The sequence below is a fragment of the Solidesulfovibrio carbinolicus genome, from assembly GCF_004135975.1.
In the GTDB taxonomy this organism is placed as follows: Bacteria; Desulfobacterota; Desulfovibrionia; order Desulfovibrionales; family Desulfovibrionaceae; genus Solidesulfovibrio; species Solidesulfovibrio carbinolicus.
In genome coordinates, this window is record NZ_CP026538.1 from 1,766,054 (window position 1) to 1,790,571 (window position 24,518).

The 24,518-nt window shown below is 65.0% G+C and carries 26 protein-coding genes; 8 read left to right on the forward strand and 18 right to left on the reverse strand.

The features are described from left to right. The first annotated feature begins 61 nt into the window (after positions 1–61). The gene (locus C3Y92_RS07840; RefSeq protein ID WP_043600316.1) at positions 62–268 is read left to right on the forward strand and encodes a cold shock domain-containing protein; all 207 of its coding nucleotides are present in this window, start codon (positions 62–64) and stop codon (positions 266–268) included. A gap of 87 nt (positions 269–355) precedes the next feature. On the opposite strand, the gene proC is transcribed toward C3Y92_RS07840, so the two are convergent. The 4 genes from proC to C3Y92_RS07860 form a co-directional block, all read right to left on the reverse strand. Next, complete coding sequence (proC, locus tag C3Y92_RS07845; protein WP_129351384.1) at positions 356–1,156, reverse strand: pyrroline-5-carboxylate reductase; 801 nt, start codon at positions 1,154–1,156, stop codon at positions 356–358. 4 nt (positions 1,157–1,160) lie between these two features. After that, a complete protein-coding gene (gene ndk, locus C3Y92_RS07850; RefSeq protein ID WP_129351386.1) occupies positions 1,161–1,577 on the reverse strand; it encodes a nucleoside-diphosphate kinase in 417 nt (138 codons plus the stop codon). Positions 1,578–1,808: 231 nt separating this feature from the next. Further along, positions 1,809–3,050: a DUF190 domain-containing protein gene (locus C3Y92_RS07855; protein WP_129351388.1), complete on the reverse strand. Its 1,242-nt coding sequence runs from the start codon at positions 3,048–3,050 to the stop codon at positions 1,809–1,811. Between the two features lie 437 nt (positions 3,051–3,487). Then, the gene (locus tag C3Y92_RS07860; protein WP_129351390.1) at positions 3,488–3,865 is read right to left on the reverse strand and encodes a fluoride efflux transporter FluC; all 378 of its coding nucleotides are present in this window, start codon (positions 3,863–3,865) and stop codon (positions 3,488–3,490) included. 237 nt (positions 3,866–4,102) lie between these two features. Between C3Y92_RS07860 and nifU the strand changes: the two genes are divergently transcribed. From nifU to C3Y92_RS07885, 5 genes are all read left to right on the forward strand, one after another. Then, complete coding sequence (nifU, locus tag C3Y92_RS07865; protein WP_129351392.1) at positions 4,103–4,948, forward strand: Fe-S cluster assembly protein NifU; 846 nt, start codon at positions 4,103–4,105, stop codon at positions 4,946–4,948. Next, positions 4,948–6,135 carry a cysteine desulfurase NifS gene (nifS, locus tag C3Y92_RS07870; protein WP_129351394.1) on the forward strand — a complete coding sequence of 396 codons (1,188 nt, stop codon included), beginning with the start codon at positions 4,948–4,950 and terminating at the stop codon, positions 6,133–6,135. The genes nifU and nifS overlap by 1 nt, the downstream gene beginning before the upstream one ends. A gap of 429 nt (positions 6,136–6,564) precedes the next feature. After that, positions 6,565–7,494 carry a cysteine synthase A gene (gene cysK, locus C3Y92_RS07875; RefSeq protein ID WP_129351396.1) on the forward strand — a complete coding sequence of 310 codons (930 nt, stop codon included), beginning with the start codon at positions 6,565–6,567 and terminating at the stop codon, positions 7,492–7,494. Beyond that, complete coding sequence (gene epsC, locus C3Y92_RS07880; RefSeq protein WP_129351398.1) at positions 7,494–8,441, forward strand: serine O-acetyltransferase EpsC; 948 nt, start codon at positions 7,494–7,496, stop codon at positions 8,439–8,441. The genes cysK and epsC overlap by 1 nt, the downstream gene beginning before the upstream one ends. Before the next feature lie 212 nt (positions 8,442–8,653). Continuing rightward, entirely contained in the window at positions 8,654–8,887 is a 234-nt protein-coding gene (locus tag C3Y92_RS07885; protein ID WP_129351400.1) for a hypothetical protein, read from the forward strand. A gap of 75 nt (positions 8,888–8,962) precedes the next feature. Here the strand turns inward: C3Y92_RS07885 and C3Y92_RS07890 are convergent, their stop codons facing one another. From C3Y92_RS07890 to miaB, 9 genes are all read right to left on the reverse strand, one after another. After that, positions 8,963–9,172, reverse strand: coding sequence for a TOBE domain-containing protein (locus C3Y92_RS07890; RefSeq protein WP_129351402.1), 210 nt, complete (start codon positions 9,170–9,172; stop codon positions 8,963–8,965). 488 nt (positions 9,173–9,660) lie between these two features. After that, on the reverse strand, positions 9,661–10,467 hold the full coding sequence (locus C3Y92_RS07895) for a family 1 encapsulin nanocompartment shell protein (RefSeq protein WP_015860406.1): 807 nt from the start codon (positions 10,465–10,467) through the stop codon (positions 9,661–9,663). A 15-nt stretch (positions 10,468–10,482) separates the two neighbouring features. Continuing rightward, complete coding sequence (locus C3Y92_RS07900) at positions 10,483–10,851, reverse strand: encapsulin-associated ferritin-like protein (protein WP_129351404.1); 369 nt, start codon at positions 10,849–10,851, stop codon at positions 10,483–10,485. Between the two features lie 298 nt (positions 10,852–11,149). Beyond that, on the reverse strand, positions 11,150–11,782 hold the full coding sequence (locus C3Y92_RS07905) for a TPM domain-containing protein (RefSeq protein ID WP_129351406.1): 633 nt from the start codon (positions 11,780–11,782) through the stop codon (positions 11,150–11,152). A 9-nt stretch (positions 11,783–11,791) separates the two neighbouring features. Beyond that, the gene (locus C3Y92_RS07910) at positions 11,792–12,652 is read right to left on the reverse strand and encodes a TPM domain-containing protein (RefSeq protein WP_129351408.1); all 861 of its coding nucleotides are present in this window, start codon (positions 12,650–12,652) and stop codon (positions 11,792–11,794) included. 19 nt (positions 12,653–12,671) lie between these two features. After that, entirely contained in the window at positions 12,672–13,256 is a 585-nt protein-coding gene (locus tag C3Y92_RS07915) for a LemA family protein (RefSeq protein WP_015860410.1), read from the reverse strand. A gap of 155 nt (positions 13,257–13,411) precedes the next feature. Beyond that, the gene (locus C3Y92_RS07920) at positions 13,412–14,077 is read right to left on the reverse strand and encodes a histidinol phosphate phosphatase domain-containing protein (RefSeq protein WP_129351410.1); all 666 of its coding nucleotides are present in this window, start codon (positions 14,075–14,077) and stop codon (positions 13,412–13,414) included. Positions 14,078–14,079: 2 nt separating this feature from the next. Then, a complete protein-coding gene (locus tag C3Y92_RS07925; RefSeq protein ID WP_006919047.1) occupies positions 14,080–14,574 on the reverse strand; it encodes a bifunctional nuclease family protein in 495 nt (164 codons plus the stop codon). Next, positions 14,567–15,907, reverse strand: coding sequence for a tRNA (N6-isopentenyl adenosine(37)-C2)-methylthiotransferase MiaB (gene miaB / locus C3Y92_RS07930; RefSeq protein ID WP_129351412.1), 1,341 nt, complete (start codon positions 15,905–15,907; stop codon positions 14,567–14,569). The genes C3Y92_RS07925 and miaB overlap by 8 nt, the downstream gene beginning before the upstream one ends. Positions 15,908–16,521: 614 nt before the next feature. On the opposite strand from miaB, the gene C3Y92_RS07935 reads away from it, so the two are divergent. Continuing rightward, a complete protein-coding gene (locus C3Y92_RS07935) occupies positions 16,522–18,234 on the forward strand; it encodes a radical SAM protein (RefSeq protein WP_129351414.1) in 1,713 nt (570 codons plus the stop codon). Between the two features lie 285 nt (positions 18,235–18,519). Then, positions 18,520–19,920: a class II fumarate hydratase gene (fumC, locus tag C3Y92_RS07940; protein ID WP_129351416.1), complete on the forward strand. Its 1,401-nt coding sequence runs from the start codon at positions 18,520–18,522 to the stop codon at positions 19,918–19,920. 141 nt (positions 19,921–20,061) lie between these two features. On the opposite strand, the gene C3Y92_RS07945 is transcribed toward fumC, so the two are convergent. From C3Y92_RS07945 to C3Y92_RS07965, 5 genes are all read right to left on the reverse strand, one after another. Then, positions 20,062–20,934, reverse strand: a complete 873-nt coding sequence (locus C3Y92_RS07945) for a DUF1848 domain-containing protein (RefSeq protein WP_129351418.1) — start codon at positions 20,932–20,934, stop codon at positions 20,062–20,064. Further along, positions 20,925–22,217, reverse strand: coding sequence for a D-serine ammonia-lyase (locus C3Y92_RS07950; RefSeq protein WP_129351420.1), 1,293 nt, complete (start codon positions 22,215–22,217; stop codon positions 20,925–20,927). Before C3Y92_RS07950 ends, C3Y92_RS07945 begins: the two co-directional genes overlap by 10 nt. 113 nt (positions 22,218–22,330) lie before the next feature. Further along, on the reverse strand, positions 22,331–22,600 hold the full coding sequence (locus tag C3Y92_RS07955; protein WP_129351422.1) for a hypothetical protein: 270 nt from the start codon (positions 22,598–22,600) through the stop codon (positions 22,331–22,333). A gap of 138 nt (positions 22,601–22,738) precedes the next feature. Further along, the gene (locus C3Y92_RS07960) at positions 22,739–23,317 is read right to left on the reverse strand and encodes an adenylyl-sulfate kinase (protein WP_129351424.1); all 579 of its coding nucleotides are present in this window, start codon (positions 23,315–23,317) and stop codon (positions 22,739–22,741) included. A 5-nt stretch (positions 23,318–23,322) separates the two neighbouring features. Beyond that, entirely contained in the window at positions 23,323–24,435 is a 1,113-nt protein-coding gene (locus C3Y92_RS07965; RefSeq protein WP_129351426.1) for a phosphotransferase family protein, read from the reverse strand. Positions 24,436–24,518 lie beyond the last annotated feature (83 nt).

Consider the following 24,518-nt stretch of genomic DNA (forward strand, 5'->3'; position numbering starts at 1 on the left):
TGACGAGATTCTGTTTTTGGTGATAGGCGATAAAGTACGATTTTTTCAGGAGGGCAGACTCATGGCTTTTGAAGGTACAGTCAAGTGGTTCAGTGACAAGAAAGGCTATGGATTCATCATGCGCGAAGGCGAAGATGACGTCTTTGTCCATTACTCTTCCATTGAAGGGGATGGCTTTCGTACGCTTCGCGAGGGTGAGCAAGTAACGTTTGAGATTCTCCAGGGCGAACGTGGTCCCAAAGCCTCTAACGTGGTGCGGCCCGCCTAGCCACATTGCCCTATTGCACAAGACAAAGCCCCCGTCGGACCTCTCCGGCGGGGGCTTTGTGACGTTTGTGCGCCAACTGAAAGCGCTTTACGCGCCCAGAGCCTTGGAGCGGTCCCGGGAGGCCACGGCGGCGTCGATGATGGCCGCCCGCACGGCTTGGCGGTCCAGGTGCATCAGCGCCTCGATGGTGGTGCCGGCCGGCGAAGTCACCATCTCGCGCAGGATGCTCGGATGGAGGTTCGTTTCCGCCGCCAGTTTGGACGTGCCGGCAAAAAGGCCGATGACGATGTCGGTGGCCTTGTCGCGGGGGAAGCCCATGAGCACGCCGGACTCGATGAGCGCCTCCATGAAGTGGAGCACGTAGGCCGGACCCGAGCCGGCAAGGCCGGTAAAGGCGTCGAAGAACTGCTCTTGCAGTACGTAGGTGCGCCCCAGGGCGGCAAAAAGCGTCTCGACAAAGGCCTTGCGCTCGGCGTCCAAGGCCGGATCGTCCAGACACAGGGCGAACTGGCCCGCGCCGACCAGGGCCGGGGTGTTGGGCATCACCCGCACCACCGGACACTTGCCGGCCGAGAGTTCCCGCAGCCGGGTCATGGTGACCCCGGCCACGATGGACACGAGCACCGTCTCCGGACCTAAGGCCGGGGCCAGCTCGGCCATGGCCGCAGCCAGATACTGCGGCTTGACGCACAGGATCAGATAATCGCTGCCGGCCGCCAGATCCTCGGGAGTCGCGGCCGGTTTGGCCAGCTTGTCGGCGGCCAGGGCCGCCACCTTGGCGGCGTCCACGTCGTAGGCCAGGGCCGAGACGTCGGGAACGGCGGCGAGACCCTTGATGATGGCCGCGCCCATGTTGCCCGCGCCGAGAAATCCGATGACGGCGGCCATGGCCTTAGCCCACCATTTCCAGGGCGCTGAAGAAATAGCCGGTCTCGACGGCGGCCGTCTCCGGAGCGTCGGAGCCGTGGACCGAGTTCTTCTCAATGTCCAGGGCGTAGCACTTGCGGATGGTGCCTTCCTCGGCGTTGGCCGGGTTGGTGGCGCCCATGAGCTTGCGGTACTTGGCGATGGCGTCGTCGCCTTCCAGGATGGACACGACCACCGGGCCGGAGGTCATGAAATCGACCAGGCTGCGGAAGAACGGACGCTCCTTGTGCACGGCGTAAAAGCCCTCGGCCTCGGCGGTGGAAAGACGGATCATCTTCATGGCCACGACCTTGAGGCCGGAATCCTGGATCATTTTGAGGATGGCGCCGGCCAGGTTGCGCTCAACGGCGTCGGGTTTGATGATGGAAAGGGTGCGTTCCATGGATGTGCTCCTTGATGGTGATGGTTTCGGGACAAAGCCCGGCGTGCGGCCCTTACCGCGAATCCGCCGCCAAGGCAAATGCCGCGAATGGGAGGGAAGAGAAGAAGCCTTGGCGGCTGGGGGCCTGAGGCCCCCAGCCCCCCCATATGGAGAAAGGTTTAAAGGGGTTTTGACGAGGATTGGCTGAGGCCTGGACCCCCGGTTCTTTATCGATGCAGAGTGGTAGGGGGGTCATGCGCGGCCGGCAATGGCGCGCAGCACGGCTTCCCGGTCCACCATGCCGCGAAGCTTGCCGTCGTCGTCGGTGACCACCAGACGCTTCACCCCGTGGACGATCATTTTTTGTAACACGTCGGTGAGCGCCGCGTCCTCGGCCACGCTGTAGACCGTGGTCTGCATGGCCTCGCCGGCCGTACCCGTGGAACATACGCCGGCGTCCTCATCGTCGTCCTTTTTCCCGAAAAGCGCCCGCAAAATGCCCGGACGCTTGGCCGGACCGCAACGAGCCAGCAAATCGCCGTCGTGGACGATGCCGACCACCTTGCCGGCGGCATCCAGAACCACCACCCGCCGCAGCGGCGAGGCGATCAGCCGGGCCGCCACGTCAAGCAGCGGTTCGTCGGGCTTTGCCGTGGGCACGTCGGTGATCAGCACGTCCCGGGCCTGCTGCATGAGTCCGGCCGTGAAACGCGGCATGGCCTCGGTCGAAGCAGTCGGCACCTTGGCCGCGGCCCGCAAAATGTCCGTGCGGCTGACAATGCCGATGAGTTCCCCGGCCTCGTCCACCACCGGCAACCGCTTGAGACCCTTTTTCACCATGCGCTCGGACGCTTCCCGCAGGCTCGCCCGCTCGCCGACGGTCTCGGCCGGCGCGGTCATGACCTCCTTGGCGGTATGCCCCGAAAGGGCCGCCGCCGCCTCTTCCCGGGCGTCGGCCGGCAACAGCCCGAACAGCGACAACCGGGCCGACAGCCCGCCGCGCGTCAGCAGATCGCCGCCCGTGACCACGCCCAGAACCTTGCGCCCGGCGTCCACCACCGGCACGGCCTTGACGTGGCGGGCCACCAGCAGCTCCACCACCTCGCCAAGGTCCGTGTCCGGCCCAACCGATGCCACGTCCGCCGCCATGACGTCGCGCACCCGCACCGGACACCGGAACAGGGCCGCCATGCGCTGGCGCGTCACCACGCCGCCCTTGGCAAGCTTTTCGATCCGGGGCAGCAAGGCGTCGATGCGCTCGGGCCGGTCGGCGATCTCCACCACCATGGGCAGGTCTTCGGACAGCCGCAAAATTTTCGCCGTATGCACGAGGCTCCCGGCTCCAAAGCCCAGTACGCCGCGAAACACCGTGGCCCCGGCCGCGCCATGCCGCCGGGCTTCCTCCACCACCAGCTCATAAGCCGGCCGGCCGTCCACCCGGTCCGACTCGCCGCAGTATACCCGCACCAAATCGATTTCCATCCAGTCCGACATAGATGCTCCATGGTAAGCAAGCGGGCTCTGCCCGCGCCCGCCGGGGGGGATAATCCCCCCCGGACCCCCTTGATTGGGGGCGCTGTCGCGGCGCGGGAAGCCCGCGCCGCGACAGCGCCCCCAATCAATGGATTCCAGAGGCCATGATCAAGCCACTAATATCTGGTTGTTCTTTCTCCACCAATTCGGCCCCGCTTCGGGGCCGAGGGCCGGTTGGGGTCGGGATTTTGGCTGGGAATAACGGCGCGCCAGCGCCGAGATTCCCGGCCAAAATCCCGACCCCATCTTCGCGTGACGCCGCCAGCCGCCGTCCACTCTCCCGCCCGCCTGCCCACCCAGCCTGGGGGTCCGGGGGGCTAAGCCCCCCGGCGGGCGCGGGCAGAGCCCGCTCTTCCTCTTCCTCACCCTCAACCTCTCCCTCTCTTACCCCCTTCTCGCTACACCAGCCGTCCCAGCGCCAGGCCGGCGAACAGGGCGGCGAAGCCGAGGAGGGTTTGGAAGCCGAGGTTGGCGAAAAGGGCGAGGTAGCGGTGGTCTTCGAGCAGGCCGCCGCTTTCGAAGATGAAGGTGGAGAAGGTGGTGAACGCGCCCATGAAGCCGGTGAGCAGCACGACGCGCGCTTCGGTGCGCAGCAGCATGCGGTCCGCGCCGGCTTCCCAGACCAGGCCGAAGAGGAAGCATCCCAGGATGTTGACGACCGCCGTGCCCCAGGGGAAATCCCGGCCCAGGACATCGTAGACCAGTCCCGAGAGCCAGTAGCGGGCCAGGGTGCCGGCGGCTCCGGCCAGGGCGATAAGTCCCAGTTTTTCGAGCATGTCGCCACTCCGGTGGCGGGCGGCGAGGGTACGCGCGTCCGAGTGATTTCGTGTTTTTTCTTACGCCTGGGCGCAAAAAGCGTAAAGGGCGCGGTTGACGAAACCAATCCCATCGTTATGGTATGAATTTGTCACGGGTCTTTGAAAAAACGGGGTTCGCCCCTTTTCGCCAACCGCCTTTTGCGGCATACACTGGCGTTGCGACGCCGGCCGCGTGCCGACGCAACGGAGGTCAACATGTGGGAATATACGGATAAAGTCAGGGATCATTTTCTCAATCCGAGAAATGTCGGCAGCCTCAATGACGCCAACGCGGTGGGCGAGGTGGGATCGCTTGCCTGCGGCGACGCGCTCAAGCTTTTTCTCAAGATCAGCGATGCCGGCGTCATTGAGGACGCGAGCTTTCAGACCTTCGGCTGCGCTTCGGCCATTGCCTCCAGTTCGGTTTTGACCGAGTTGCTCAAGGGCAAGACCATCGAGGAAGCCAAGGCGCTGACCAACAAGGACATCGCCGAGTTCCTGGGCGGGCTGCCCAAGGAAAAGATGCACTGCTCGGTCATGGGCCAGGAGGCCCTGGAAGCGGCCCTGGCCAATTATCTGGGCGAGAAGGCCCCGGAGCACGAGCCCGAAGGGGAGCTCGTGTGCAAGTGTTTCGGCGTCTACGACGGCCAGTTGCGCCGGGCCATCCGCGAGAATAAGCTGACCACGGTCGAGGAGATCACGGACTACACCAAGGCCGGCGGCGGCTGCGGCGATTGTCTGGAAAAGCTGGCCGCCATCCTGGCCGACGAACTCGGCCAGGCCGCCAAAAAGCCGCTGGTCGAGCTGGAAGTCAAGCGCCCCATGACCAACCTGGAGCGCATGAAGCTCGTGACCAAGGTCATGGAGGAGGAGATTCGCCCCAACCTCAAGAAGGACGGCGGCGACATCGAACTGGTGGACATCGACGGCCAGACGGTCTTCGTGTCGCTTCGCGGGGCCTGCAAGGGCTGCCCGAGCAGCAACGTGACGCTGACCGAATTCGTGCAAAAGCGGCTCCAGGAGCTGGTCGAACCCGGCATCACGGTCAAGGAGGCGCGGTAATGAACCCGGTCGTCTATCTCGACAACAACGCCACCACCCGGGTCGCCCCGGAAGTGGCGGAAGCGATGCTGCCGTACCTGACGGAATTCTACGGCAACCCCTCCAGCATGCATTCCTTTGGCGGCCAGGTCGGCATGCAACTCAAAAAGGCCCGGGCCGACGTCGCTGCGGCCCTGGGCTGCGATCCGGCGGAGCTGATTTTCACCTCCTGCGGCTCGGAGTCGGACAACACCGCCATTTTGAGCGCCCTGGCCGCCCAGCCCGAGAAAAAGCACCTCGTTACCACCCGGGTGGAGCATCCGGCCGTGTTGAGCCTGGCCAAGCACCTGGAAGAAAAGGGCTACGAGGTCACCTATCTCGGCGTTGACGACAAGGGCAACCTGGATCTGGACGAGTTGGCCGGCGCCGTCCGCAAGGACACGGCCATCGTGTCCGTCATGTATGCCAACAACGAAACCGGCGTCATTTTCCCCATCCCGGAGATCGCCGCCCTGTGCAAGGCCAAGGGCGTGCTGTTCCACACCGACGCGGTCCAGGCCGTGGGCAAGATCGACATCGATCTGTCCAAGCTGCCCGTGGACATGCTCTCGCTGTCCGGCCACAAGCTCCATGCGCCCAAGGGCGTCGGCGTCCTGTATGTTCGCAAGGGCACGCCGTTTCGGCCGTTTCTCATCGGCGGCCACCAGGAACGCGGCCGCCGGGCCGGCACCGAAAACACCGCCGGCATCATCGCCCTGGCTGCGGCCATGACCCTGGCCAAGGAACACATGGCCGAGGAGAATACGCGGGTAAAGGCGCTGCGCGACCGGCTCGAAGCCGGCATCCTGGCCGCCGTGCCCCATAGCCAGATAAACGGCGACACGGCTCACCGGCTGCCCAACACCACCAGCATCGCGTTTAAGTTCGTCGAAGGCGAAGCCATTCTCCTCATGCTCGACCAGTACGGCATCTGCGCCAGCTCCGGCTCGGCCTGCACCTCGGGAAGCCTCGAACCCTCCCACGTGCTGCGGGCCATGGGCGTGCCGTTCACCTACGCCCACGGCTCCATCCGGTTCAGCCTGTCGCGGTATACCACCGACGCCGACATCGATCTCGTCCTCGACAAGCTGCCCGGCATCATCGAAACCCTGCGGCGCATGTCGCCGTTCCGCGAGGAAGAAGCCGCCAAGCCGGCGTGCACGTGTTGATGCGGCAGCGCCCGTGAGCCTGCTGGGACGCTGTCCCAGACCCTGCCAGGGCGCTGCCCTGGACCCGCCGGGGGACTCAGTCCCCCGGACCCCCGGCATGGGTGGGGTAGGCGGGTGGGAGGATGGACGGCGGCGTCGCGCGAAGATGGGGTCGGGATTTTGGCCGGGAATCTCGGCGCTGGCGCGCCGTTATTCCCGGCCAAAATCCCGACCCCAACCGGCCCTCGGCCCCGAGGCGGGGCCGAATTGGTGGAGAAAGAGTTTTTAAAAAACGTTGTCGGCGTGATTATCGTCTCGTATCCCTTTGATTGGGTGGCGCGATGGCGGCGCGGGCTTCCCGCGTCGCCATCGCGCCACCCAGGCAAGGGGGTCCGGGGGGGATTATCCCCCCCGGCGGGTCCGGGCAGAGCCCGGTTAATGGGAGTGGCCATGCGAATTGCAAACAATATGCTGGAGTTGGTGGGCAAAACGCCCATGGTGTGGTTGACCCGGATGGCCGAGGGCTGTTCGGCTCGGGTGGCGGCCAAGCTGGAGTCGTTTAACCCCTGTTCGTCGGTCAAGGACCGCATCGGCGTGGCCATGATCGAGGCGGCCGAGCGGGAAGGCAAGATCGGCCCGGGCGCGGTCATTGTGGAACCGACCTCGGGCAACACCGGCATCGGCCTGGCTTTCATGTGCGCCGTGCGCGGCTATACGCTCATTTTGACCATGCCGGAGTCCATGAGCCTGGAGCGGCGCACGCTGCTCAAGGGCTTTGGGGCGCGGCTGGTGCTGACCCCGGCGGCCAAGGGCATGTCCGGGGCGGTGGAGCGGGCCAGGGAGCTGGTGGCCGAAATGCCCGGGGCGTTTATGCCCATGCAGTTCGCCAATCCGGCCAACCCGGAAGTCCATGCCCTGACCACCGGGCCGGAGATCTGGGACGACACGGACGGGCTCGTGGACATTTTCGTGGCCGGCGTCGGCACGGGCGGCACGGTGACGGGCGTTGCCCGGTCGCTCAAGGCCAGGAAGCCGAGTCTCAAGGCTATTGCCGTGGAGCCGGCGGCCAGTCCGGTCTTGTCCGGCGGTAAGCCCGGGCCGCACGCCATCCAGGGCATCGGCGCGGGGTTCGTGCCCGAGGTGCTGGACCGCGGCGTGGTGGACGAGGTGGTGACCGTGGCCAATGAGGACGCCCTGGCCACGGCTAGGCGGCTTTTGCGCGAGGAAGGCATTTTGTGCGGCATTTCTTCCGGGGCCAATGCCTATGCCGCCTTGGAACTCGCCCGCCGGCCGGAAAACGCCGGCAAGGTGATCGTTTTCATCGTCTGTGACACGGGCGAGCGCTATCTTTCCACGCCGCTTTTCACCGAGGGGGTCTGATGACCGACGCCAAGTTCCCGTTGCCCCGGCCGCGCCGGCGCACGCCGGTGGAGTGGGTGACCGAAATGCTGTGCGAGGAAGCCTCCTACGAGAAGGTGTACCATCGCCCGCTCCACGACGAACCCATGCCCTCGGTGCCGGTGCTGGAAGAGGTCATGGAACGCCTGCGCGGCATCCTGTTTCCGGGCTATTTCGGCCATTCCGACGTCTCGCCGGAGAACATGCGCTTTCACATCGGCGCAAGCCTCGACGCGGTGCATCGGCTCCTGGTCGATCAGGTGCGCCGTGGGCACTGTTTTTTTTGCGAAATCGAGCACGCCGGCACTTGCCAGGACTGCCAGGAGCGGGCCGAAAAACTGGTCGGCGATTTCCTCATGCGCCTGCCCGACATCCGCGAGGCCCTGGCTGAGGACGCCCAGGCCGCCTTTGAGGGCGACCCGGCCTCACGTTCGCCCGGCGAAACCATCTTCTGCTATCCGAGCCTGACGGCGCTCACGCATCACCGGGTGGCCCACGAGCTGCACAAACTTGGCGTGGACCTCATCCCGCGCATCATCTCCGAAATGGCCCATTCCCGCACCGGCATCGACATCCATCCCGGGGCCACCATCGGCCGGCGGTTTTTCATCGACCACGGCACCGGCACGGTCATCGGCGAGACCTGCATCATCGGCGACAACGTGCGGCTCTATCAGGGCGTGACCCTGGGGGCCAAGAGCTTCCCCAAGGACGAGGAGGGGATGCTGGTCAAGGGCATCGCCCGCCATCCCATCGTGGAAGACGACGTGGTGGTGTATTCCGGGGCCACGGTGCTGGGGCGCATCACCATCGGCAAGGGCGCGGTCGTTGGCGGCAACGTGTGGGTCGTTGACGACGTGCCGGCCGGGGCGCGCATCGCCCAGCAAGGCTCGGGCGGGGTGATCATCCGCGACGGCGCGGGGATTTAGCTTCGCGTCTCTTGAAAAATACGAGAGTATTTTTCAAGAGAAATTCATAATTTCAGTCTGTTGCCTGCGAAAAGCCATAGGCGTTTTCCGTGGACGCGACAGCACTTCGCCTCTATAATGGGTGCAGCAAACTCAGAAACGAACCTGATTGGGCCGGCGAAACGCGACAATCGCGCGTACACGCCGGGAACGCGGGTTCCCGGGGAGGGATGATGCGATTGTTGCTTATGGCGCTGGCCTTGTGCATGCTGGCCGGCTGCGCCGAGAAGTCCGGTTCCAAGTCGTTTATCGGCATCGACGCCTATCAGGAAGAAAGCCGCAGCTGGAAGCAGGGTGAGGACGGCGACATGCGGTTTGGCCGCTATTCCACCCACCGCTACGCCGCCACCCAACACGGCGTGGATTATTCGCCGACCACGAGTGCCTGGGGAAAAACATACTATTAAGCCAAGTGGTTATAGTTCGAAAGCCCGGCCGCGACAGACGTCGCGGCCGGGCTTTCGCCATTTGCAGCGGAAAAACTAGTCGGCGACGACCATGACGCTGGAGGCCTTGACCATGGCGTGGACCTTGGCCCCGGCCTTAAGACCCATGTTCTCGGCGGATTCCTTGGTGATGACCGAGACGATCTCGACGCCGGGGGCGGCTTCAATGACGACTTCGGCGTTGACCATGCCGATGGTGACCTTCTTCACGGTGCCGGGGATGAGATTGCGGGCGCTGACTTTCATGATGGTACTCCTGGCCTCGGGGCCGTCTTGAGGCGGGGTCGGGAAGGCCTCGCCGTTGCGTTCCGTGAGGCAAGAGATAATACAGGATTTACTCACACGCAAATTAATTTTTTCGTGTTAGTGATGTTATTATTAACACATTAAATTACAGTATTTTACCATTAGTTGAGTCACGCTGATGAATTTTGCGAGATTCTTGATTTGAAAGATATGATTTTCGCTTAGCTCTATGATTTTAAATATTTACTGTAAAAAATTGTAAAATGCTCGCCGGAAAATGTTACGAGAAGAGCAGATGCGATGCAGGCGCGGGGATGGGACATCTCGCCTTGGCCGCCCTGTCCCTGGGCAGTGGTGGCGGACAGGCGGTTTGGGACAGCGGTGCAGGACCGGGCGGTGCAGGACCGGGCGGTGCAGGACCGGGCGGTGCAGGACCGGGCGGTGCAGGACCGGGCGTGCGCCCCCGCTTGGGGCGCACGCCCATTGATTTACTTGGCGGCGAAGTCAAGCCGCACCACCACCGTCGGGTCGAGCACCTGGAAGGTGAAGGATTCCAGGAAGAACAGGGCGACCTTTTCGGTGTCGTGGGAGGCGTAGCCGATGGCGATGTCGCCGCCGAGCGTCATCTCCAGATCGCCGCCCCGGGTGGAGAGCAGGTAAGCTTCCTCAATAAACGGGCTGACGATGACCTGGCCGCCGAGCATGGTTTCCAGGTACTGCGACAGGGGATAGCCCCGCACATGGCCCGACAAGGCCACCCACAACTCCGGGCCGACCACCAGGGCATAGGGGCCTTCCACCGAGGTCTTGCGCAGGGCCGTCAGCGCCTTGGAGACCTTCTCGGCGATGTCCTCGGGATTGGAGGAGACCTGCAGCCTAGTCTGGCTGGAGACTTCCGACAGGCCCTTGATGCCGGCCGGAGCAAAGCCGTGGTAGAGGGCCTCTTCCTCGAACCGGGCCAGTTTTTCGGCCGCCTCGTCCAGGGCGGCCAGATCGATGTCCTTGCCGCCCCGGGCGGCGTTGTCGATCTCGGCGATGTCCAGGGTGAAGGGCACTTTCACTTCGACCAGCGGTTTGACCTGATGCAGGCCGTAGGTGATGCCCGAGACCGACTGGGTCTTGGCGTATTCAATGCGCCCCAGGGGCACGGCGGCGTATTCCCAGCCAAGCGGCCCGGCGACGTCCACGACCCGGCGGCCCGAGAGCATGGTGGTCAGCGTCTGGCGGGCGCGGCTGTCCACGGCCTGCCAGGCGGCGGCGGTTACGGGGGCGAGATCGCGTTTGAGAATATCCATGGCGTCTCCCGTGGGTTAGCGGTTGCCCTTGAGGCTGCCGATGCCAAGCGAGCCGGAGCCGGCCGGGCTTTGGGGGGCGTTCGCCCCGCCTTCGGCGGCGTCTTCCAGGGCGGTGATGTCGCCGGTGGTGAACAGGTAGGTGCGCATGACCGCGTCCCAGCCCGGCATGGTGCGGCGCAGCCATTCCAGGCCCATGATGGCGTGCTCCATCTCCTCGTCGCGGTTGTGGGCCATGATGGCCTTGATCTGCGGATCGGAGGCGGCGACCACCCGCTGGTGGTACCAGTTGATGGCCTCGATCTCTTCCTTGAGGCTGGTCAGCGCCCGGACGAAATCCCGGTCCAGGGGCGAGAGCTCGGCAACGGGTTCATGATACTGGTCCATGCTTCCTCCTTGGCGCGCCCGGCAAGGCGTGGGCGAGGGCGCGAAATTGGGGCCAGTATGCCACAGGCCGGCGGGAATGCAACGGCTCGGGCAGGAAAGTCGCGTGGCGTTCAGGCGTCGGGCGGGGCGCGCTCGTGTCTGGCGGCATGAGGCCGCCATGCGCTAAGGGCGGTCCGCTTGGGACCGGGCCGGTGCTGGGCCGGGTAGGGTGGGCAGGGGAAATGAGGCCAAAGCGGCCTGGAAGGCCGGCGCGCCGGGGAACCCGGAAGTCCCACGGTTCGCGCCGGCCGAATACGGGTCAGATGATGATGAGGTTTTTGATCTCGTCGCTATCCGCCTCGTCAGGCGGAAAATGCGGCGCGAGTAGGCCGGCCAGGGTGTCCAGGCAGGCGATGAGCGCCTCCTTTTGCCGGCCGGCGGCGATGCCCCCGGTCAGTGCCGCCGTGGCTGCGTCCAGGGCGGCGGCGTCCAGGCGGCCGACAAGGCCCTTGTCGGGCTGGATGAAGACCAGCCGCTCGAAGACCGAGATGTAGACCAGCACGGCGTTGCGGTGTTTGGTTTCGGTCAGGCCATGGCTGAAAAACGCGGCCTGGGCGGCCTGCTTCGTTTCGGCCAGCCGCCGGGCCTTGGACACGAACAGGCGTTTGACGTCCGGGCAACGTTTGGCCGCTTCGAAGCCGGCCAGGGCGAACACGCCGCCAAAAAGTAAGAACAGCCACAAGTTGCGCGTGCCGAAAGCCAGGCACAGCACCAGCCCGGCGCACAGCCCCACGACCACGGCGCAGGCCAGCTCGGCCTTGGGATAGTCGTCGCTGGCCTCCACCACCATGGGCACGATTTCGGCCGAGGTCCGGGCTTCGGCCCCGGCCACGGCGGCCACGATGGCTTCCCGGTCGGCCGGGGAGAAAAAGGCGTTGACATATTTGCTCATGACTCCCTCCTACCAGCTTCCCGACGAGCCGCCGCCGCCAAAGGAGCCGCCGCCGCCGGAAAATCCGCCGCCGCCGCCCGACGAGCCGCCGCCGACATAAAAGCCGCCGCCCCGGCGTCCGCTGCCGCCCCGGAACAGATACGGACCCACCAGCCCGAGCACCGCGCCGCCCAGGCACAGCAGGGCCAGCATGGCCAGGGTCAGGCCGAACAGGGCCCCGCCCAGGGGCAGGGCCAAGCCGAGCAGCCCGGCCCGGGCCGGGGCCGGCAGACCGGAAAGCAGGGCCGACAGGATCATGGCCAGGATGAAAAGCCCGAAAAACGCGTTGTCGTCGTGGCCCGAGGCGTGGCCGTCGCCGGGCGCGGCCTGGTACTCGCCGCGCGCGCCCTCGATGATGGCGGCCACGCCGGCTTCGATGCCGGCGTCGAACCGGCCGGCCTTGAAGGCCGGCACGATGGCGTGGTCGATGATGCGCCCGGTCAGCGCGTCGGTGAGCCGGCCTTCCAGGCCGTAGCCCACCTCGATGCGCACCTTGCGGTCGCCCTTGCTGACAAGGAGCAGCACGCCGTTGTCCTTGCCCTTCTGGCCGATGCCCCAGGCCTGGGCCACCTTGACGGCGTAGTCTTCCAGGGGTTCGCCCTGCAGCGACGGGATGGTCAGCACGACAAGCTGGGTGGAATCCGTGCGCTCGAAATCGGCCAGGGCGGCGTCCAGGCGGCTCACCGCGTCCTTGGAGAGCATGCCGGCGTTGTCGTTGACCCGGCCCGTCAGGCGCGGCACGTCCAGGGCCAGGGCCTGCCCGGCGCACAGGGCAAAAGCGAGCAGTACGGCGGCCAGGGGAGCATGGTAAGGCAGGCGTAAGGAAAGCATCCGCGATAACCTCCGTCGGCTAGAACTTCACCTTGGGGGCCTGCTGGGCCGCGTCGTCGGCCTTGTAGTATTCCTTGGGCGCGAGATGGAGCAGCATGGAGTTGGTCATGGAGTTGGGGAAGGTGCGGATGGAGCTGTTGTAGATCTGCACGGCCTCGTTGTAGCGCTGGCGGGCTACGTTGATGCGGTTTTCCGTGCCTTCGAGCTGGTGCTGCAGATCGCGGAAGTTCTGGTCGGCCTTGAGCTGGGGATAGTTCTCGGCCACGGCCAGAAGGCGCGACAGGGCGGACTGCATCTGGCCCTGGGCCTGCTGAAAAGCGGCCATTGCCTTGGGGTCGGCCAGGGTTTCGGGAGTGAGCTTGATTTGGGTGGCCTTGGCCCGGGCCTCGGTGACGGCGGTCAGGGTGTCTTTTTCGTGGCTGGCATAGCCCTTGACCGTTTCCACGAGGTTGGGAATGAGGTCCAGGCGACGCTGCAAGGTGGCTTCCACGTTGCCCCAGGCGGCTTTGACCGCCTCGTCGTTGGTCTGCATTTCGTTGTAGCCGCAGCCGGTGAGCCCGAAAAGGGCGACGACAAGGGCCAGGGCGGCAAGCAGTCGGTTCATTGGGCGCTCCTGTGGGAAAAGTCTATGGACAATAGACGGCCTATACCCCGCTCGGGCGGGGCAGGCAAGAAGTCCGAATGTTATTGGCGGCAGGCAGGAAGGCGAGGGGGCGGGCAGGCCGCGCCCGGTCCGGCCACGGAATGGGGCGGGCCGGCTTAGTCGGCCCGCCCCCGGCCCAGAATCCGGGCCACGATGTCCCGGGAATTGGCTTCGGCCTGCAGGTATTCGTCCAGGGACAGGCCCGCGCCCAGAGCCACCTTCTTGCGGCGGTCCTGGCTGACGAAATCTTCCGGGGCATGGGCGTCGTTGTCGATGACGAGCTTGGCCCCGAAGCGCCGGGCCATGGCCGCCACATGGCCGTTGGTCAGGCTGTGGCCCTTGCGGGTGGTGATTTCCAGGGCCACGCCGCGCTCGGCGGCCAGCTCCGCCTCTTCGGGCGTGATCATGCCCGGATGGGCCAGGATGTCGCAGCCGCCTTCGATGGCGGCCAGGTTGGTGCCCGTTTCCACCGGCTCGACGATGGTCTCGCCGTGGACCACCACGATCTGGGCTCCGGCCGCCCGGGCGCGCTCCACGAGCTGGGGAATCAGCGGCGGTGGCACATGGGTGATCTCCACGCCATAAAGGGCCGTCAACCCGAGAAAAGCGCCGGTTTCGGCCACGAACCGGCCGATGTTGGCCAGGATCAGGTCGAGGTTGGAATGATCGGCGTGGTCGGTGAGCGCCACGGCCTTGTAGCCGGCCTTGACGGCGCGACGCACCAGTTCGGCCGGAATGAGCACGCCGTCGGAAAACGTGGTGTGGGTGTGCAGGTCGATCATGGTCACATCTTGTACTTGGTGTCGTTTGGGTCGTACTTTTCGAGCAATTCCGTCCACTTCTCCGAGTCGTCCGAGGCGAACTCGACCACCGAGGCCTCCTTGGACTCCTTGGCCACCTGGTCGATGACAGCCTCGTTGACCAGGATCGGGGCCTTGGCTCGAAGCGCCAGGGCCACGGCGTCGGACGGGCGGCTGTCGATGCGGCGGATGCCGCCCTCCACTTCCACTTCGACGTTGGCGTAATACGTGCCTTCGGTAAGCTCGGTCAGGTTGACGCACACCACGTGGGCGTCCAGGGCATGGATCATGTTGAGCAAGAGATCGTGGGTCATGGGACGCGGCAGTTCCACGTCATTAAGCGCCAGGGAGATGGCCATGGCTTCCATGGCCCCGATCCAGATGGGCAGGGCGTTTTTTTCGTCCAAGTCCTTGAGGATGAGCACCGGGACTTGGGACTCCTCGTCCAGGGCCAGCCCGAAGACTTTCATTTCAATCATGCTCGGCCTCCGCCTCCCCGACCAGGGAGTGCTTTTTGGCTTGGACGATGCGCACGGCCACGAGCCTTCCCGTGTGGTCCGTCCCTTCGGCCAGGGCCACGTTGACCACCCGTCCGCCGGGATCTCGGCCCCGCCAAGTGACGCCAAGGATTCCTTCGCGCCGGCTTTCCCCTTCGATGAGCACGACTTCCCGCCGACCCAGCCGGGCGGCCAGGGACGCGGCCAGCCGTTCGTCCAAAAGGGCCTGGAGTTCGGCCAGACGGGCCGATTTCTCCTCCGGCAGGATCTTGGGCGCAAGCTTCTCGGAAGCCGTCCCTGGCCTGTCAGAGTACATGAAGGAGAAGCCGCTATCAAATCCTACCTTGCGCACCAATTCGAGGGTGGCCTCGAAGTCGGCCCGGGTTTCACCCGGAAAGCCAACGATGAAGTCCGAGGTCAGGGCGATGTCCGGGCAGGCCCGGCGCAGCTTGTCGACCAGGGTGAGATACGCGGCGGTGTCGTAGCGCCGGCCCATGCGCCGCAGGATATCGTCGCAGCCGGACTGCACCGGCAGATGCAGCGCCGGGCACAGCTGGGGCAGGGCGGCGAAGCGTTCGATGACCTCGTCGCTTAGGTCCTTGGGATGCGAAGTGGTGAAGCGGATGCGCTCGATGCCGGGCACGGCGGCCACGGCGTCGAGGAGCTTGGCAAAGCTCGCGCCGTCGCCGGCATCGTCCAGGCCGTAGCTGTTGACGTTTTGGCCAAGCAGCGTCACCTCGCGCACGCCCCGGGAAGCGAGGCTTTGGCATTCGGCGATGACCGAGGGCAGGGGGCGCGATTTCTGCCGGCCGCGCACAAAGGGCACGATGCAATAGGAACAATAATTGTCGCAGCCCTGCATGATGGAGACAAAGGCCTTGGGCGGCAGCTTGTCGTCGGGCCAGGACTGGTCGCGCTCGGGGTAGGCTTCGGAAAAATCCAGCAGCGAAAGCCGCAGTTGCGGTTCCTCGGCCAACCGGGCCAGGGCGCGGGGGGCGGCGGCGATGCCGTCGGTGCCGAAAACAAGCCGCACCATGGGAAAGCGCCGCCACAGCGTCGTGCCGAGCTGCTGGGCGGTGCAGCCGCCAACGGCGATAAAGGCGTTGGGATTATGCCGGTTGCGGTCGGCGATGCGGCCGATTTCGCTGACGACTTTCTGTTCGGGCTTGTCGCGCACCGAGCAGGTGAAAAGGATGAAACACTCGGCTTCCGCTTCGGGAGCCTGGGTGAAGCCTGCCGCTATGAGGGAACGGGCAAGCCAGTCGCCGTCGCCGACGTTCATCTGGCAGCCCATGGTGGTGATGTGGAATTTCATGGCGCAAGAGCCATAATGCACGCCGGGCCGGCGGTAAAGGGGGCGAGGCGCGGCTTGTCGGGATGCCTGCGTCGGTGGCGTCCGGCTGAGGGAACAAGGCGCGGCGGCATGGCCGGCGCTGCAGCCTAGCTGACAAGGCCAGGCCAGGATTGAGCAGCGGACGAAGGACCGCCGCCTGGCGCGTGACGGATGGCGTCGCCGCCTGGGGAAGTCACAGCTGCGAGCCACGGCGTGAACCTTGCAGCTGGTGTCCTTGTCGTCTATCATTGGGCACAGCGAGTGTCAGGAAATTGGGAGATAATGGCAGTCGCCGGGCGACGGCTAATAGTAGACTGCTTCAGAGTCGTTCTTGTTCGAGGCTTGAGGGCGGTGGACAAGGCCGGCACGGGACGCAGGAAGGCGCTGAAGAGGACAAGGGCTTCAATGCCGAGGACCGCATGGGAACCAATACACGAAAAATTGTCATAGTAGGCGATTCTTTGGGCATGGAGCGGACTGGCGATCTTGGTGACATTCCGCTTGGCGTCACTTAGCCTGTCCTTTTGCAGAAATTGCTTCCGAAAAGTGCCGGCTCTGAAATTGTCATCGGGTCCGCCTGCATACGGGCCAGAACCATGGACACCGTTGCGGACGCCATCGCCGATGCCGCGATTTTTGGCGCGGACACGGTCATCGTTCAGGCAGGCATCGTGGACTGTTTTCCGAGGATTTCGTCTCGGGAAGACAGAGAGCGCTTGAACAGTCTGCGGCCGGAACTGCGCGATGTCATCCGCAAGTTTCTTAGGGAAAACCGTGATGCCGTTCTCGCCGAGGCGGGGAGCGTGGTTTATACAAGTCTGGAGACGTATAGGGACAGCGCTCTTCAGGCTGCCATGTTGGCGCAACGCCTCGGCCTTAACATCATATTCTTGTCGATCGTTGCGCATAGCGACCTGGAATATGCCACTCCAGGCGTCATGAATAATGTCGAGCAGTATAATAATGCCTTGCGCGAAGTGTGCGCGCTGACGGAGTGCGCCGAATATTTTGATTTGACGGAATTTTCTAAAGACAAGGAGTTGCTGCACGACGATTTGTATCACATTAGCCCCCAAGGCAACGCGAGGCTGGCGCTGCTGATGCGAAACCATCTGGTGCGGCCCGCGTCCTGCGCCAGCACGGGAGGGCAGGCCGAAGGAAAGAAACTGCAGGCGTTCGTCAAGGCTCGGGCCGAGGTTTTGCACGTGCTCGGCGGCGTGCTGGCCAAGGCGGGGCACACCGCCCGCGCAGACGCCGCAGAAAAGGCCGCAGCCCAGACAATAATCCACTTTCCGAGCCGTAGGACAGGAAATATCCCGACCAGCGCCTTTATCGAGATTACTAATCATTGTAATCTAAATTGCACAATGTGCAACACGCAAATGTCGAAGCGAATGAAGGGATTCATGTCGCCTGAGGTATTTGATAAAGTTATTGCGAGGCTGCAGTCTGTTGGGATATATCGGGCGGCACTTCATACTGTTGGTGAAACTTTGCTGCATCCGAATCTTGGTGATCTACTTGGTATTGCCAGGAAACGAAATTTCAGCGTCTTCTTTAGCACTAATGGGCAGCTTACGGGGAAGCTGGAAAAGATTTTGCCGTATTACTCTGGGTTGTTTAACAGTATTCGATTTTCCATCGATGCGGCGACGCCGGAAACCTATGCGCTCATCCGAAAAGGTGGAAAAATTGAACGGGTGTGGAAGTCCTTTCAGCTCATCAGGGATTTCAATGTCGCCCATGGGACGAACTTTGGCATTGTTACGAATTATATTCTTTCGGATACGAATATTGGTGAGATCGACAGCTTTATTGATCACGTGAGCGAGTTTGCCCCTGTCGACAGCATGAAGTTCAATCTCCCGAATTCCTTGAGCCCCGATCCGTCGTTTCTCAAGGAAATCTTCTCCTTCCACAGTTTGATATACCCAACCGGCTATGGGTGCATGCTGCCGTTCAACACGGTCGCCATCACCTTTGACGGCAAGGTTTCGCTGTGCTGTCGGGACTATGACGCGGATTTGACGATTGGCTCTTTTCTCAAGGACAACCCGTTGGGGATTTGGCGAGGCAAACAGGCGGAAGCCATTCGCCAAGGGGTTCTTGGCGTTGGGGAATGCCCGGGACTCTGCGCCAAGTGCCACAATGTTTCTGGCTCCGAGATATCCTCCATGTTCATCCATAACGCCCGCGCGCTGGGGCTTCGGGATCTTGGTGCACGGTTGTGGAGCGTGCTTGCGGCCATGGCGCATGATCCATACGACCTCGGCGGCGTACGTAAGGCCTGCTTAAACGCCCTGTCCTGATCTTACCGGTCGGCGATTGGCCTGCGGACTTTGTCCGGTAACGGAAGAGCTTTGTCGGCCATGCCGCCGTATCAGGTAATTTCCTTGCGGTGCTGGGATCGTTTCGGTGATACGGTAGGGGAAAGCCCTTGGGCGTAAGCGTTTAGCATGCATCCGGGGGCTGGGCCTTTCCCTTGGTCGCGACGAAGCCTTGGCTTCCCCGGCCATGTGGCGATTGCGGCAGAGTTTGCGCGTACAAGCGTGCTCTAGCGATTCCAGGACCTACGGCAAACCGCGAGGCGAAACATGGACCACCGCATCGAATCCGACAGCATGGGCGACATCGCCGTCCCGGCCGACAAACTCTGGGGCGCCCAGACCCAGCGCGCCATCGAATATTTCACCATCGGCGAGGAGCGGATGCCCCGGGAACTCATCCGGGCCTACGGCATCCTCAAAAAGGCCGCCGCCACGGTCAACCGCGACCAGGGGCGGCTGCCGGCCGAACTGGCCGACATGATCGTGACCGCATGCGACGAAATCGTCGCCCATGCCCACGACGCCATGTTTCCGCTGCGCGTGTGGGTCTCGGGCAGCGGCACCCAGTTCAACATGAACGTCAACGAGGTCGTGTCCAACCGCTGCTGCCAGCTGGCCGGCACGCCGCTGGGGTCCAAACAGCCCGTGCACCCCAACGACCACGTGAACATGGCCCAGTCCACCAACGACAATTTTCCCTCGGCCATGTATATGGCCGCCGCCATGGGCACGGTGGAGCGGCTTTTGCCCTCGGCCATCAAGCTGCGCGACGTGCTGGCCGCCAAGGCCGAAGTCTGGAAGGACATCGTCAAAATCGGCCGCACCCATCTCCAGGACGCCACGCCGTTGACGCTGGGCCAGGAATTCTCCGGCTACGTGGGACTGTTAAGCGACGCCGTGCGCCGCATCAAGGCGGCCCTTGGCGACGTCTATGCCCTGCCCCTGGGCGGTACGGCCGTGGGCACCGGCGTCAACGCCGCGCCGGGCTTTGCCGAGGCGGCCATCGCCGCCATCGCCACGCTGACCGGCCTGCCGTTTACGCCGGCCGCCAACAAATTCACGGTCCAGGGCAGCCACGATGCGCTTATCCACCTGTCCGGGGCGCTCAAGACCCTGGCGGCGGCGCTTTTCAAGATCGCCAGCGACGTTCGCCTCCTGGCCTGCGGCCCCCGGGCCGGGCTGGCCGAATTGCGCCTGCCGGCCAATGAACCCGGCTCATCGATCATGCCCGGCAAGGTCAACCCCACCCAGTGCGAGGCCCTGACCATGGCCGCGATCCAGGTCATGGCCAACGATCTGGCCGTGACCTTGGGCGGCGCGGGCGGCATTTTGGAGATGAACGTCTACAAGCCGCTTATTATCCACAACGTCATGCAGTCGATCCGGCTGCTGGCCGACGCCATGAACAACTTCCGCCGCTTCGCCGTGGCCGGGCTGGAGCCGGACCGGCGGCGCATCGGCGAGCTTGTGGGCCGCTCGCTCATGCTGGTCACGGCGTTGGCCCCGGTCATCGGCTACGACAAGGCGGCCGAGATCGCCCATCATGCCGAGCAGCATGATCTGACCCTCAAGGAAGCGTCCCTGGACCTCGGCTACGTCACGGCCGAGGAGTTCGACCGGGTGGTGGTCCCGTCGCGCATGACCGGGCCGTACGTGGCGCGGGAGTAGTCCTGCCGTTGGCGGGGAACTCCTCGCCAACGGCAGCCCTTTCCCTTTGTCCATTGCAGGGGTCCGGGGGGATCATCCCCCCGGCGGGCGCGGGCAGAGCCCGCTCTTCCTCTTCCCTTATTCCCTCATTCCCCTTCCCCTTCACAACCTGACGCCGTCGGGATCGTGACGGGCGTAGGCCGTGCGGGCGCGGTCGAAACTTGTGGTGGCGTAGCAGCAGGCGCAGCCGAACAGGCAGCGGTCGTAGGCCCCGATGTCGCGGCTTTTGGCGCAGCCGCAGCCCGGGCGCTGGCCGGGGTCGCGGTCGGCGGTCACGGCGCGTCCGGTCCGGGCGGCGATCCAGTCGCCGTCGATGCAGCGCGAGGCGGCGATGCCGGCGGCGGCGTAGTCGGCCGGCTGGCAGCAGGTCGTAAGCGTCAGGGAATGGGCGGCGGCCATATCGCGCAGGTCGAGCAGCAGGCGCAGGCGTTCGGCCTCGGGAACATCGAGGGGGGCAAAGCCTTGCGCAGCGGCGGCGGCCAGGCGTTTGGCGATTTTGCGATAGGGTTCGACGAAGCTGACGATGACGCGGTCGGTGTGGCCGGCCAGGGCGGCGGCCAGCCGGGCGAAGGTGCGGCGATGCCAGTCGGGCGGCGTGGCGGCGGTCAAGGCGATGGGGTCGTAGCGCCAAGCCACCCGGCCGGGCAGGGCGGCGGCGAGATCGCGGAAAGCCGGCACGGAAACCTCCGGGCCGGGGCATTTGGGGTCCAGGGGCCGGGGGTTGTCCAGGAGCGTGACGAGGAAGAAGGCCTCGTGGCCCATGGTGGCGAGTTCGGGCTGATGGGGCAGCATGGGACGCGGGTCGCGGGTCCAGAAGACAATGGCGGCGACGTCCTCGGGAAGAAGCGACACGCGGCTGATCTGGGCGGCGTTGAAAGGGTTGGCCACTTCGCAAAAGCCGGCCCTGATCCGGTTCATGAACCAACGGCTGTAGAAGGCCGGGATGTCCGTGCGCCGGCTGGCGCTTATGAGCACGCGCAGGCTCCGGCCTGGGTGAGCAGTTCGGCGAATACGGCGTCGGGGAGCAGGCTGCCGCCGGTGGCCCAGAGGAGGTGGACGGCCGGACGGCCGGCCAGGGCCGGGAAGCCGGCCCGGCGCACGGCCAGGGGGCCGGCCAGGGCGGCGGCGGCCGAGGGTTCCAGGCGCAGGCCGTCGGCGGCGTGGGCTTCGCCGACCAGACGCAGCATCCGGGCGTCGGTGACGGTGAGCGCGCCGTCAAGGACATGCTCCAGGCAGGCGCAGGCCAGGGCCGAGGGGCGGGTCACGGCCAGGCCGTCGGCCACGGTGGGGCCGGTCAGGCCCCATTCCCGGGCGTCGATGCCGGCATGGCGGCCGGTGGCCAATCCCAGGAGCACGGCCGGGGCCTTGGTCGGTTCGACGGTAAAGCACAAGGCGGCGTCGTCCAGAGCCAGACGCGCGCCCAGGGCAATGCCGCCCGGCGCGCCGCCCACGCCGCAGGGCAGGTGCAGGCACAGTGGGGTTTCCGGCGAGACGGTCAGGCCGGCAGCAGCCAATTTGGCCGGCAACCGCAGGCCGGCCACGCCGTAGCCGGTGAAGAGATCAACGGAATTTTCGTCGTCAATGAAATGCAGGCGGTCGTTGCCGGCCGCTTCGGCCCGGGCCACGGCGCAGGCGGCGGCATAGTCGCCGGCGTGTTCGACCACCACGGCGCCGGCGGCGCGCAGGCGGTCTTTTTTCCAGGCCGTGGCTTCGGCCGACATGTGAACCACCACGGCAAACCCCAGCCCCCGGCCAAAAACGCCGATGGACAGGCCCAGGTTGCCGGTGGAACCGACGGAGAGGGTATGGCCGGCGAAGAAGGCCCGGGCGGCAGGTTCGGCCAGCCGGAGGCAGTCGTCGCCGGGGCCAGCGAGCAGACCCTCGGCCAGGGCCAGGCGCTCGGCCACGCACAAGACGGCGTGGAGGCCGCCGCGCGCCTTGACCGAGCCGACCACGGGCAGGGCATGGTCGGCGGCCAGATAGACCCGGTCGGTTTCGGGCAGGCCGGCTTCATGGAGCCGGCGGGCCAGGCCCGGCACGGACAGAAGCGGCGATTCGACCACGCCTTCGGCCGGCGCGAGTTCAGGAAAAAGACGCGCCAAAAGCGGCGCGAACCAGGCAAACCGGTCCCGCGCCGCTTCAATGTCGGCCAGGGTGACGGGCAACGTGTCCCGGATCTCGGCCATGGGCCGGCGGCCGGGATTGACGAAACACACGGGTTTTGCGGCGCGCAGGCCGGCAACAAGGGCGGCGTCCATGGCGGCAAGCTAGCCCAAACCCATCCGCCAAGCTAGCCCGCAGCAATGGTGGTTTCCATCAAGGGGGTCCGGGGGGATTATCCCCCCCGGCCGCCGGAGCATCTCCCCCTCTTCTAACTATTGGCCGCGTATTTGGCGGCGGCGCGGGCGGCGGGGGTGGTGTTTTTGACGGTGGCGAGGGTGGCTGGCGGCTGCGACGGCTGGAGTGGCGGCGCGGCAGGGGGAACCTGGGGCGTCGGTTTTTTGGCGTTGCCGGCCAGGCGGAAGGGCGAGGCGAAGTGGTGGCCGCATTCCGGGCAGGCCATGAGCACGCCGCCGACATCGGGCGGAAACCGCAGCGCCTGGCCGCAGCCGGGGCAAGTACGAACAAGGGCGTCGGACATCGGTGACTCCTTGGCCGGAAATTATGCAAGACAAGTGCCCGGCGCGGGCGGGATGGTTACAGCCGGGAGCGGACTTAGCGCAGGCGTCATGAAACCGTGGCGGCCGGGTATTCGGCCGGGCTGACAGGCAGCCGCGTCTCATTTCTCCCAGACCGGCGGCCAGGCGCGCAGGAAGGCCAGCACGAGGTCGCGTCCTTCCTCGATGGACAACCGTTCGGCGTCCACCACGCATTCGGCGGCCGGGTCTTCCTCGAAGGGCACGTCCACGCCAATGACCTGTCCCAGACCCGGGAAGTCGCGGCCGGTGGCTTTGCGCATCATGGCCTTGGCATAGAGGCCGGCCATGACCTTGCCTTCGGGCCGGGCCGCCTCCCGGGCCATGGCCGTGGCCAGGGAGCAGCGGACGTGGATTTCGGCGAAGTGCGGCATAAGCGACCGGGCATAATCGCGCATGGCCCGGCGCGGGGCCGAGGCATCCATGACCACCAACCCTGTATGCTTCCGGTACAGACCGGCCGCTTCCTCGGCAAAAAGCTTGTAGGCCTTTTCGCGTTCGCCCTCGCTGTAGGTGGGCTTGGGAAAATAGGCCTTGCGCCGGTCGTCGAGTTCGAGCAACGCCACATCGCCCCCGGCAAGGGTCAGATAGTGGCACACGGCCCGGGCCAGGGCGCTCTTGCCCGAGCCGGGCAGTCCGGTGAACCAAATGGCGGCAGGCATGGGGATCAGTCCATATAGCGGTTGAAGTTGGCCCAGTCGAAGCGGTCGTCTTCCAGCACGTTTTCGAGAAAACGCAACAACCCCTGGCGCACAGCCTCGGGATGGCCGGGATACCACTGGGGCGAGGCCACCACCAGCCCCCGGAAAACGTAGAACGGCGCGATGACGGCAAGCATTTCGGCGTCGTTGGTGCGCTCCAGATAGGTCTCCCAGAAGGTCCGGTAGAGCCGTTCGAAGTCGCCACCAAGGCGCGCGCCGCCGTAGAGGCCAAAGAGCACGAAATTGAGGCTCATGGTGGCCACGTCGTCGGCCGGTTCGCCCCATTGGCCCCGGCTGCGGTCCAGCACGGCGAAATCGCGCGTCTCCCCCTCTTCCTGAATGAGCACGTTCCAGGGGTGGAAGTCGCCGTGAACGTCGCTTAAGCGGTGGGTGAAGGCCCGAAGCTTCCAGCGCCAGTCAATGACGCGTTTTTCCAGGGCGCAAAAACGCTCGGGCGCAAACAGCTCGTAGGGATAGGGATAGGCGTCCACAAGGCCGAAGATGCACTCCGACGCGCCGATCAAATTGCGGATGCGGCGCAGATAGAGGTCGGCGTCGTCCTTCTTGGCGCTGTGCACCCGGGCCAGCCAGCGGGCGAACTCCCGGGCCATGGCCAGATCCTTGGCCTCCAGGCCGGTCTTTTGGATGCGGGCCAAATCCAGATAATAATCGTAGCCCGGGGCCTTCTCGGTGACGATGAAAAATTCCCGGGGCCGGGACACGGGCACGAGGTTGTCGTCCTCGTCGAAATAGCCCAGGGCCATGGGGCGCACATGCTTTTCCATCTCTCCGGAAGTGGCATGCTGGAACATGAGGATGGCGGCCCGGTCCCAGTAGAACTGGTGGCCGTACTTGTCGCCGCGCATGATGGACAGCACGCCCCGGCGCAGTTCGCCGCCGGCTTCGAACTTCAGGCACACCGGCTTGCCGTAGCCGAATTCCTTCATGCCCTGGTCGTCCACGCCCATTTCGCAGGCTCCGGCCAGGCGCGCGTCAGGCCCGAAAGCCTGGGCGAGGAAACGCTCCAACGCCTCCGGCCGTATGGTGATGGCTGGTTTTTTTTCGGTTCCTTTACGCATGGGGAAGAGGCCTCCGGCGGCTGGGGGCCTGAGGCCCCCAGACCCCCCACTTGGGAGAAGGGGGGAAAGGGGTTGTGGACGTG

What these genes read in the sequence shown, in the direction of transcription:
- C3Y92_RS07840 (WP_043600316.1), top strand. Translation starts at nt 62, where the DNA reads ATGGCTTTTGAAGGTACAGTCAAGTGGTTCAGTGACAAGAAAGGCTAT.
- proC (WP_129351384.1), bottom strand. Translation starts at nt 1,156, where the DNA reads ATGGCCGCCGTCATCGGATTTCTCGGCGCGGGCAACATGGGCGCGGCC.
- ndk (WP_129351386.1), bottom strand. Translation starts at nt 1,577, where the DNA reads ATGGAACGCACCCTTTCCATCATCAAACCCGACGCCGTTGAGCGCAAC.
- C3Y92_RS07855 (WP_129351388.1), bottom strand. Translation starts at nt 3,050, where the DNA reads ATGTCGGACTGGATGGAAATCGATTTGGTGCGGGTATACTGCGGCGAG.
- C3Y92_RS07860 (WP_129351390.1), bottom strand. Translation starts at nt 3,865, where the DNA reads ATGCTCGAAAAACTGGGACTTATCGCCCTGGCCGGAGCCGCCGGCACC.
- nifU (WP_129351392.1), top strand. Translation starts at nt 4,103, where the DNA reads ATGTGGGAATATACGGATAAAGTCAGGGATCATTTTCTCAATCCGAGA.
- nifS (WP_129351394.1), top strand. Translation starts at nt 4,948, where the DNA reads ATGAACCCGGTCGTCTATCTCGACAACAACGCCACCACCCGGGTCGCC.
- cysK (WP_129351396.1), top strand. Translation starts at nt 6,565, where the DNA reads ATGCGAATTGCAAACAATATGCTGGAGTTGGTGGGCAAAACGCCCATG.
- epsC (WP_129351398.1), top strand. Translation starts at nt 7,494, where the DNA reads ATGACCGACGCCAAGTTCCCGTTGCCCCGGCCGCGCCGGCGCACGCCG.
- C3Y92_RS07885 (WP_129351400.1), top strand. Translation starts at nt 8,654, where the DNA reads ATGCGATTGTTGCTTATGGCGCTGGCCTTGTGCATGCTGGCCGGCTGC.
- C3Y92_RS07890 (WP_129351402.1), bottom strand. Translation starts at nt 9,172, where the DNA reads ATGAAAGTCAGCGCCCGCAATCTCATCCCCGGCACCGTGAAGAAGGTC.
- C3Y92_RS07895 (WP_015860406.1), bottom strand. Translation starts at nt 10,467, where the DNA reads ATGGATATTCTCAAACGCGATCTCGCCCCCGTAACCGCCGCCGCCTGG.
- C3Y92_RS07900 (WP_129351404.1), bottom strand. Translation starts at nt 10,851, where the DNA reads ATGGACCAGTATCATGAACCCGTTGCCGAGCTCTCGCCCCTGGACCGG.
- C3Y92_RS07905 (WP_129351406.1), bottom strand. Translation starts at nt 11,782, where the DNA reads ATGAGCAAATATGTCAACGCCTTTTTCTCCCCGGCCGACCGGGAAGCC.
- C3Y92_RS07910 (WP_129351408.1), bottom strand. Translation starts at nt 12,652, where the DNA reads ATGCTTTCCTTACGCCTGCCTTACCATGCTCCCCTGGCCGCCGTACTG.
- C3Y92_RS07915 (WP_015860410.1), bottom strand. Translation starts at nt 13,256, where the DNA reads ATGAACCGACTGCTTGCCGCCCTGGCCCTTGTCGTCGCCCTTTTCGGG.
- C3Y92_RS07920 (WP_129351410.1), bottom strand. Translation starts at nt 14,077, where the DNA reads ATGATCGACCTGCACACCCACACCACGTTTTCCGACGGCGTGCTCATT.
- C3Y92_RS07925 (WP_006919047.1), bottom strand. Translation starts at nt 14,574, where the DNA reads ATGATTGAAATGAAAGTCTTCGGGCTGGCCCTGGACGAGGAGTCCCAA.
- miaB (WP_129351412.1), bottom strand. Translation starts at nt 15,907, where the DNA reads ATGAAATTCCACATCACCACCATGGGCTGCCAGATGAACGTCGGCGAC.
- C3Y92_RS07935 (WP_129351414.1), top strand. Translation starts at nt 16,522, where the DNA reads ATGGACACCGTTGCGGACGCCATCGCCGATGCCGCGATTTTTGGCGCG.
- fumC (WP_129351416.1), top strand. Translation starts at nt 18,520, where the DNA reads ATGGACCACCGCATCGAATCCGACAGCATGGGCGACATCGCCGTCCCG.
- C3Y92_RS07950 (WP_129351420.1), bottom strand. Translation starts at nt 22,217, where the DNA reads ATGGACGCCGCCCTTGTTGCCGGCCTGCGCGCCGCAAAACCCGTGTGT.
- C3Y92_RS07955 (WP_129351422.1), bottom strand. Translation starts at nt 22,600, where the DNA reads ATGTCCGACGCCCTTGTTCGTACTTGCCCCGGCTGCGGCCAGGCGCTG.
- C3Y92_RS07960 (WP_129351424.1), bottom strand. Translation starts at nt 23,317, where the DNA reads ATGCCTGCCGCCATTTGGTTCACCGGACTGCCCGGCTCGGGCAAGAGC.
- C3Y92_RS07965 (WP_129351426.1), bottom strand. Translation starts at nt 24,435, where the DNA reads ATGCGTAAAGGAACCGAAAAAAAACCAGCCATCACCATACGGCCGGAG.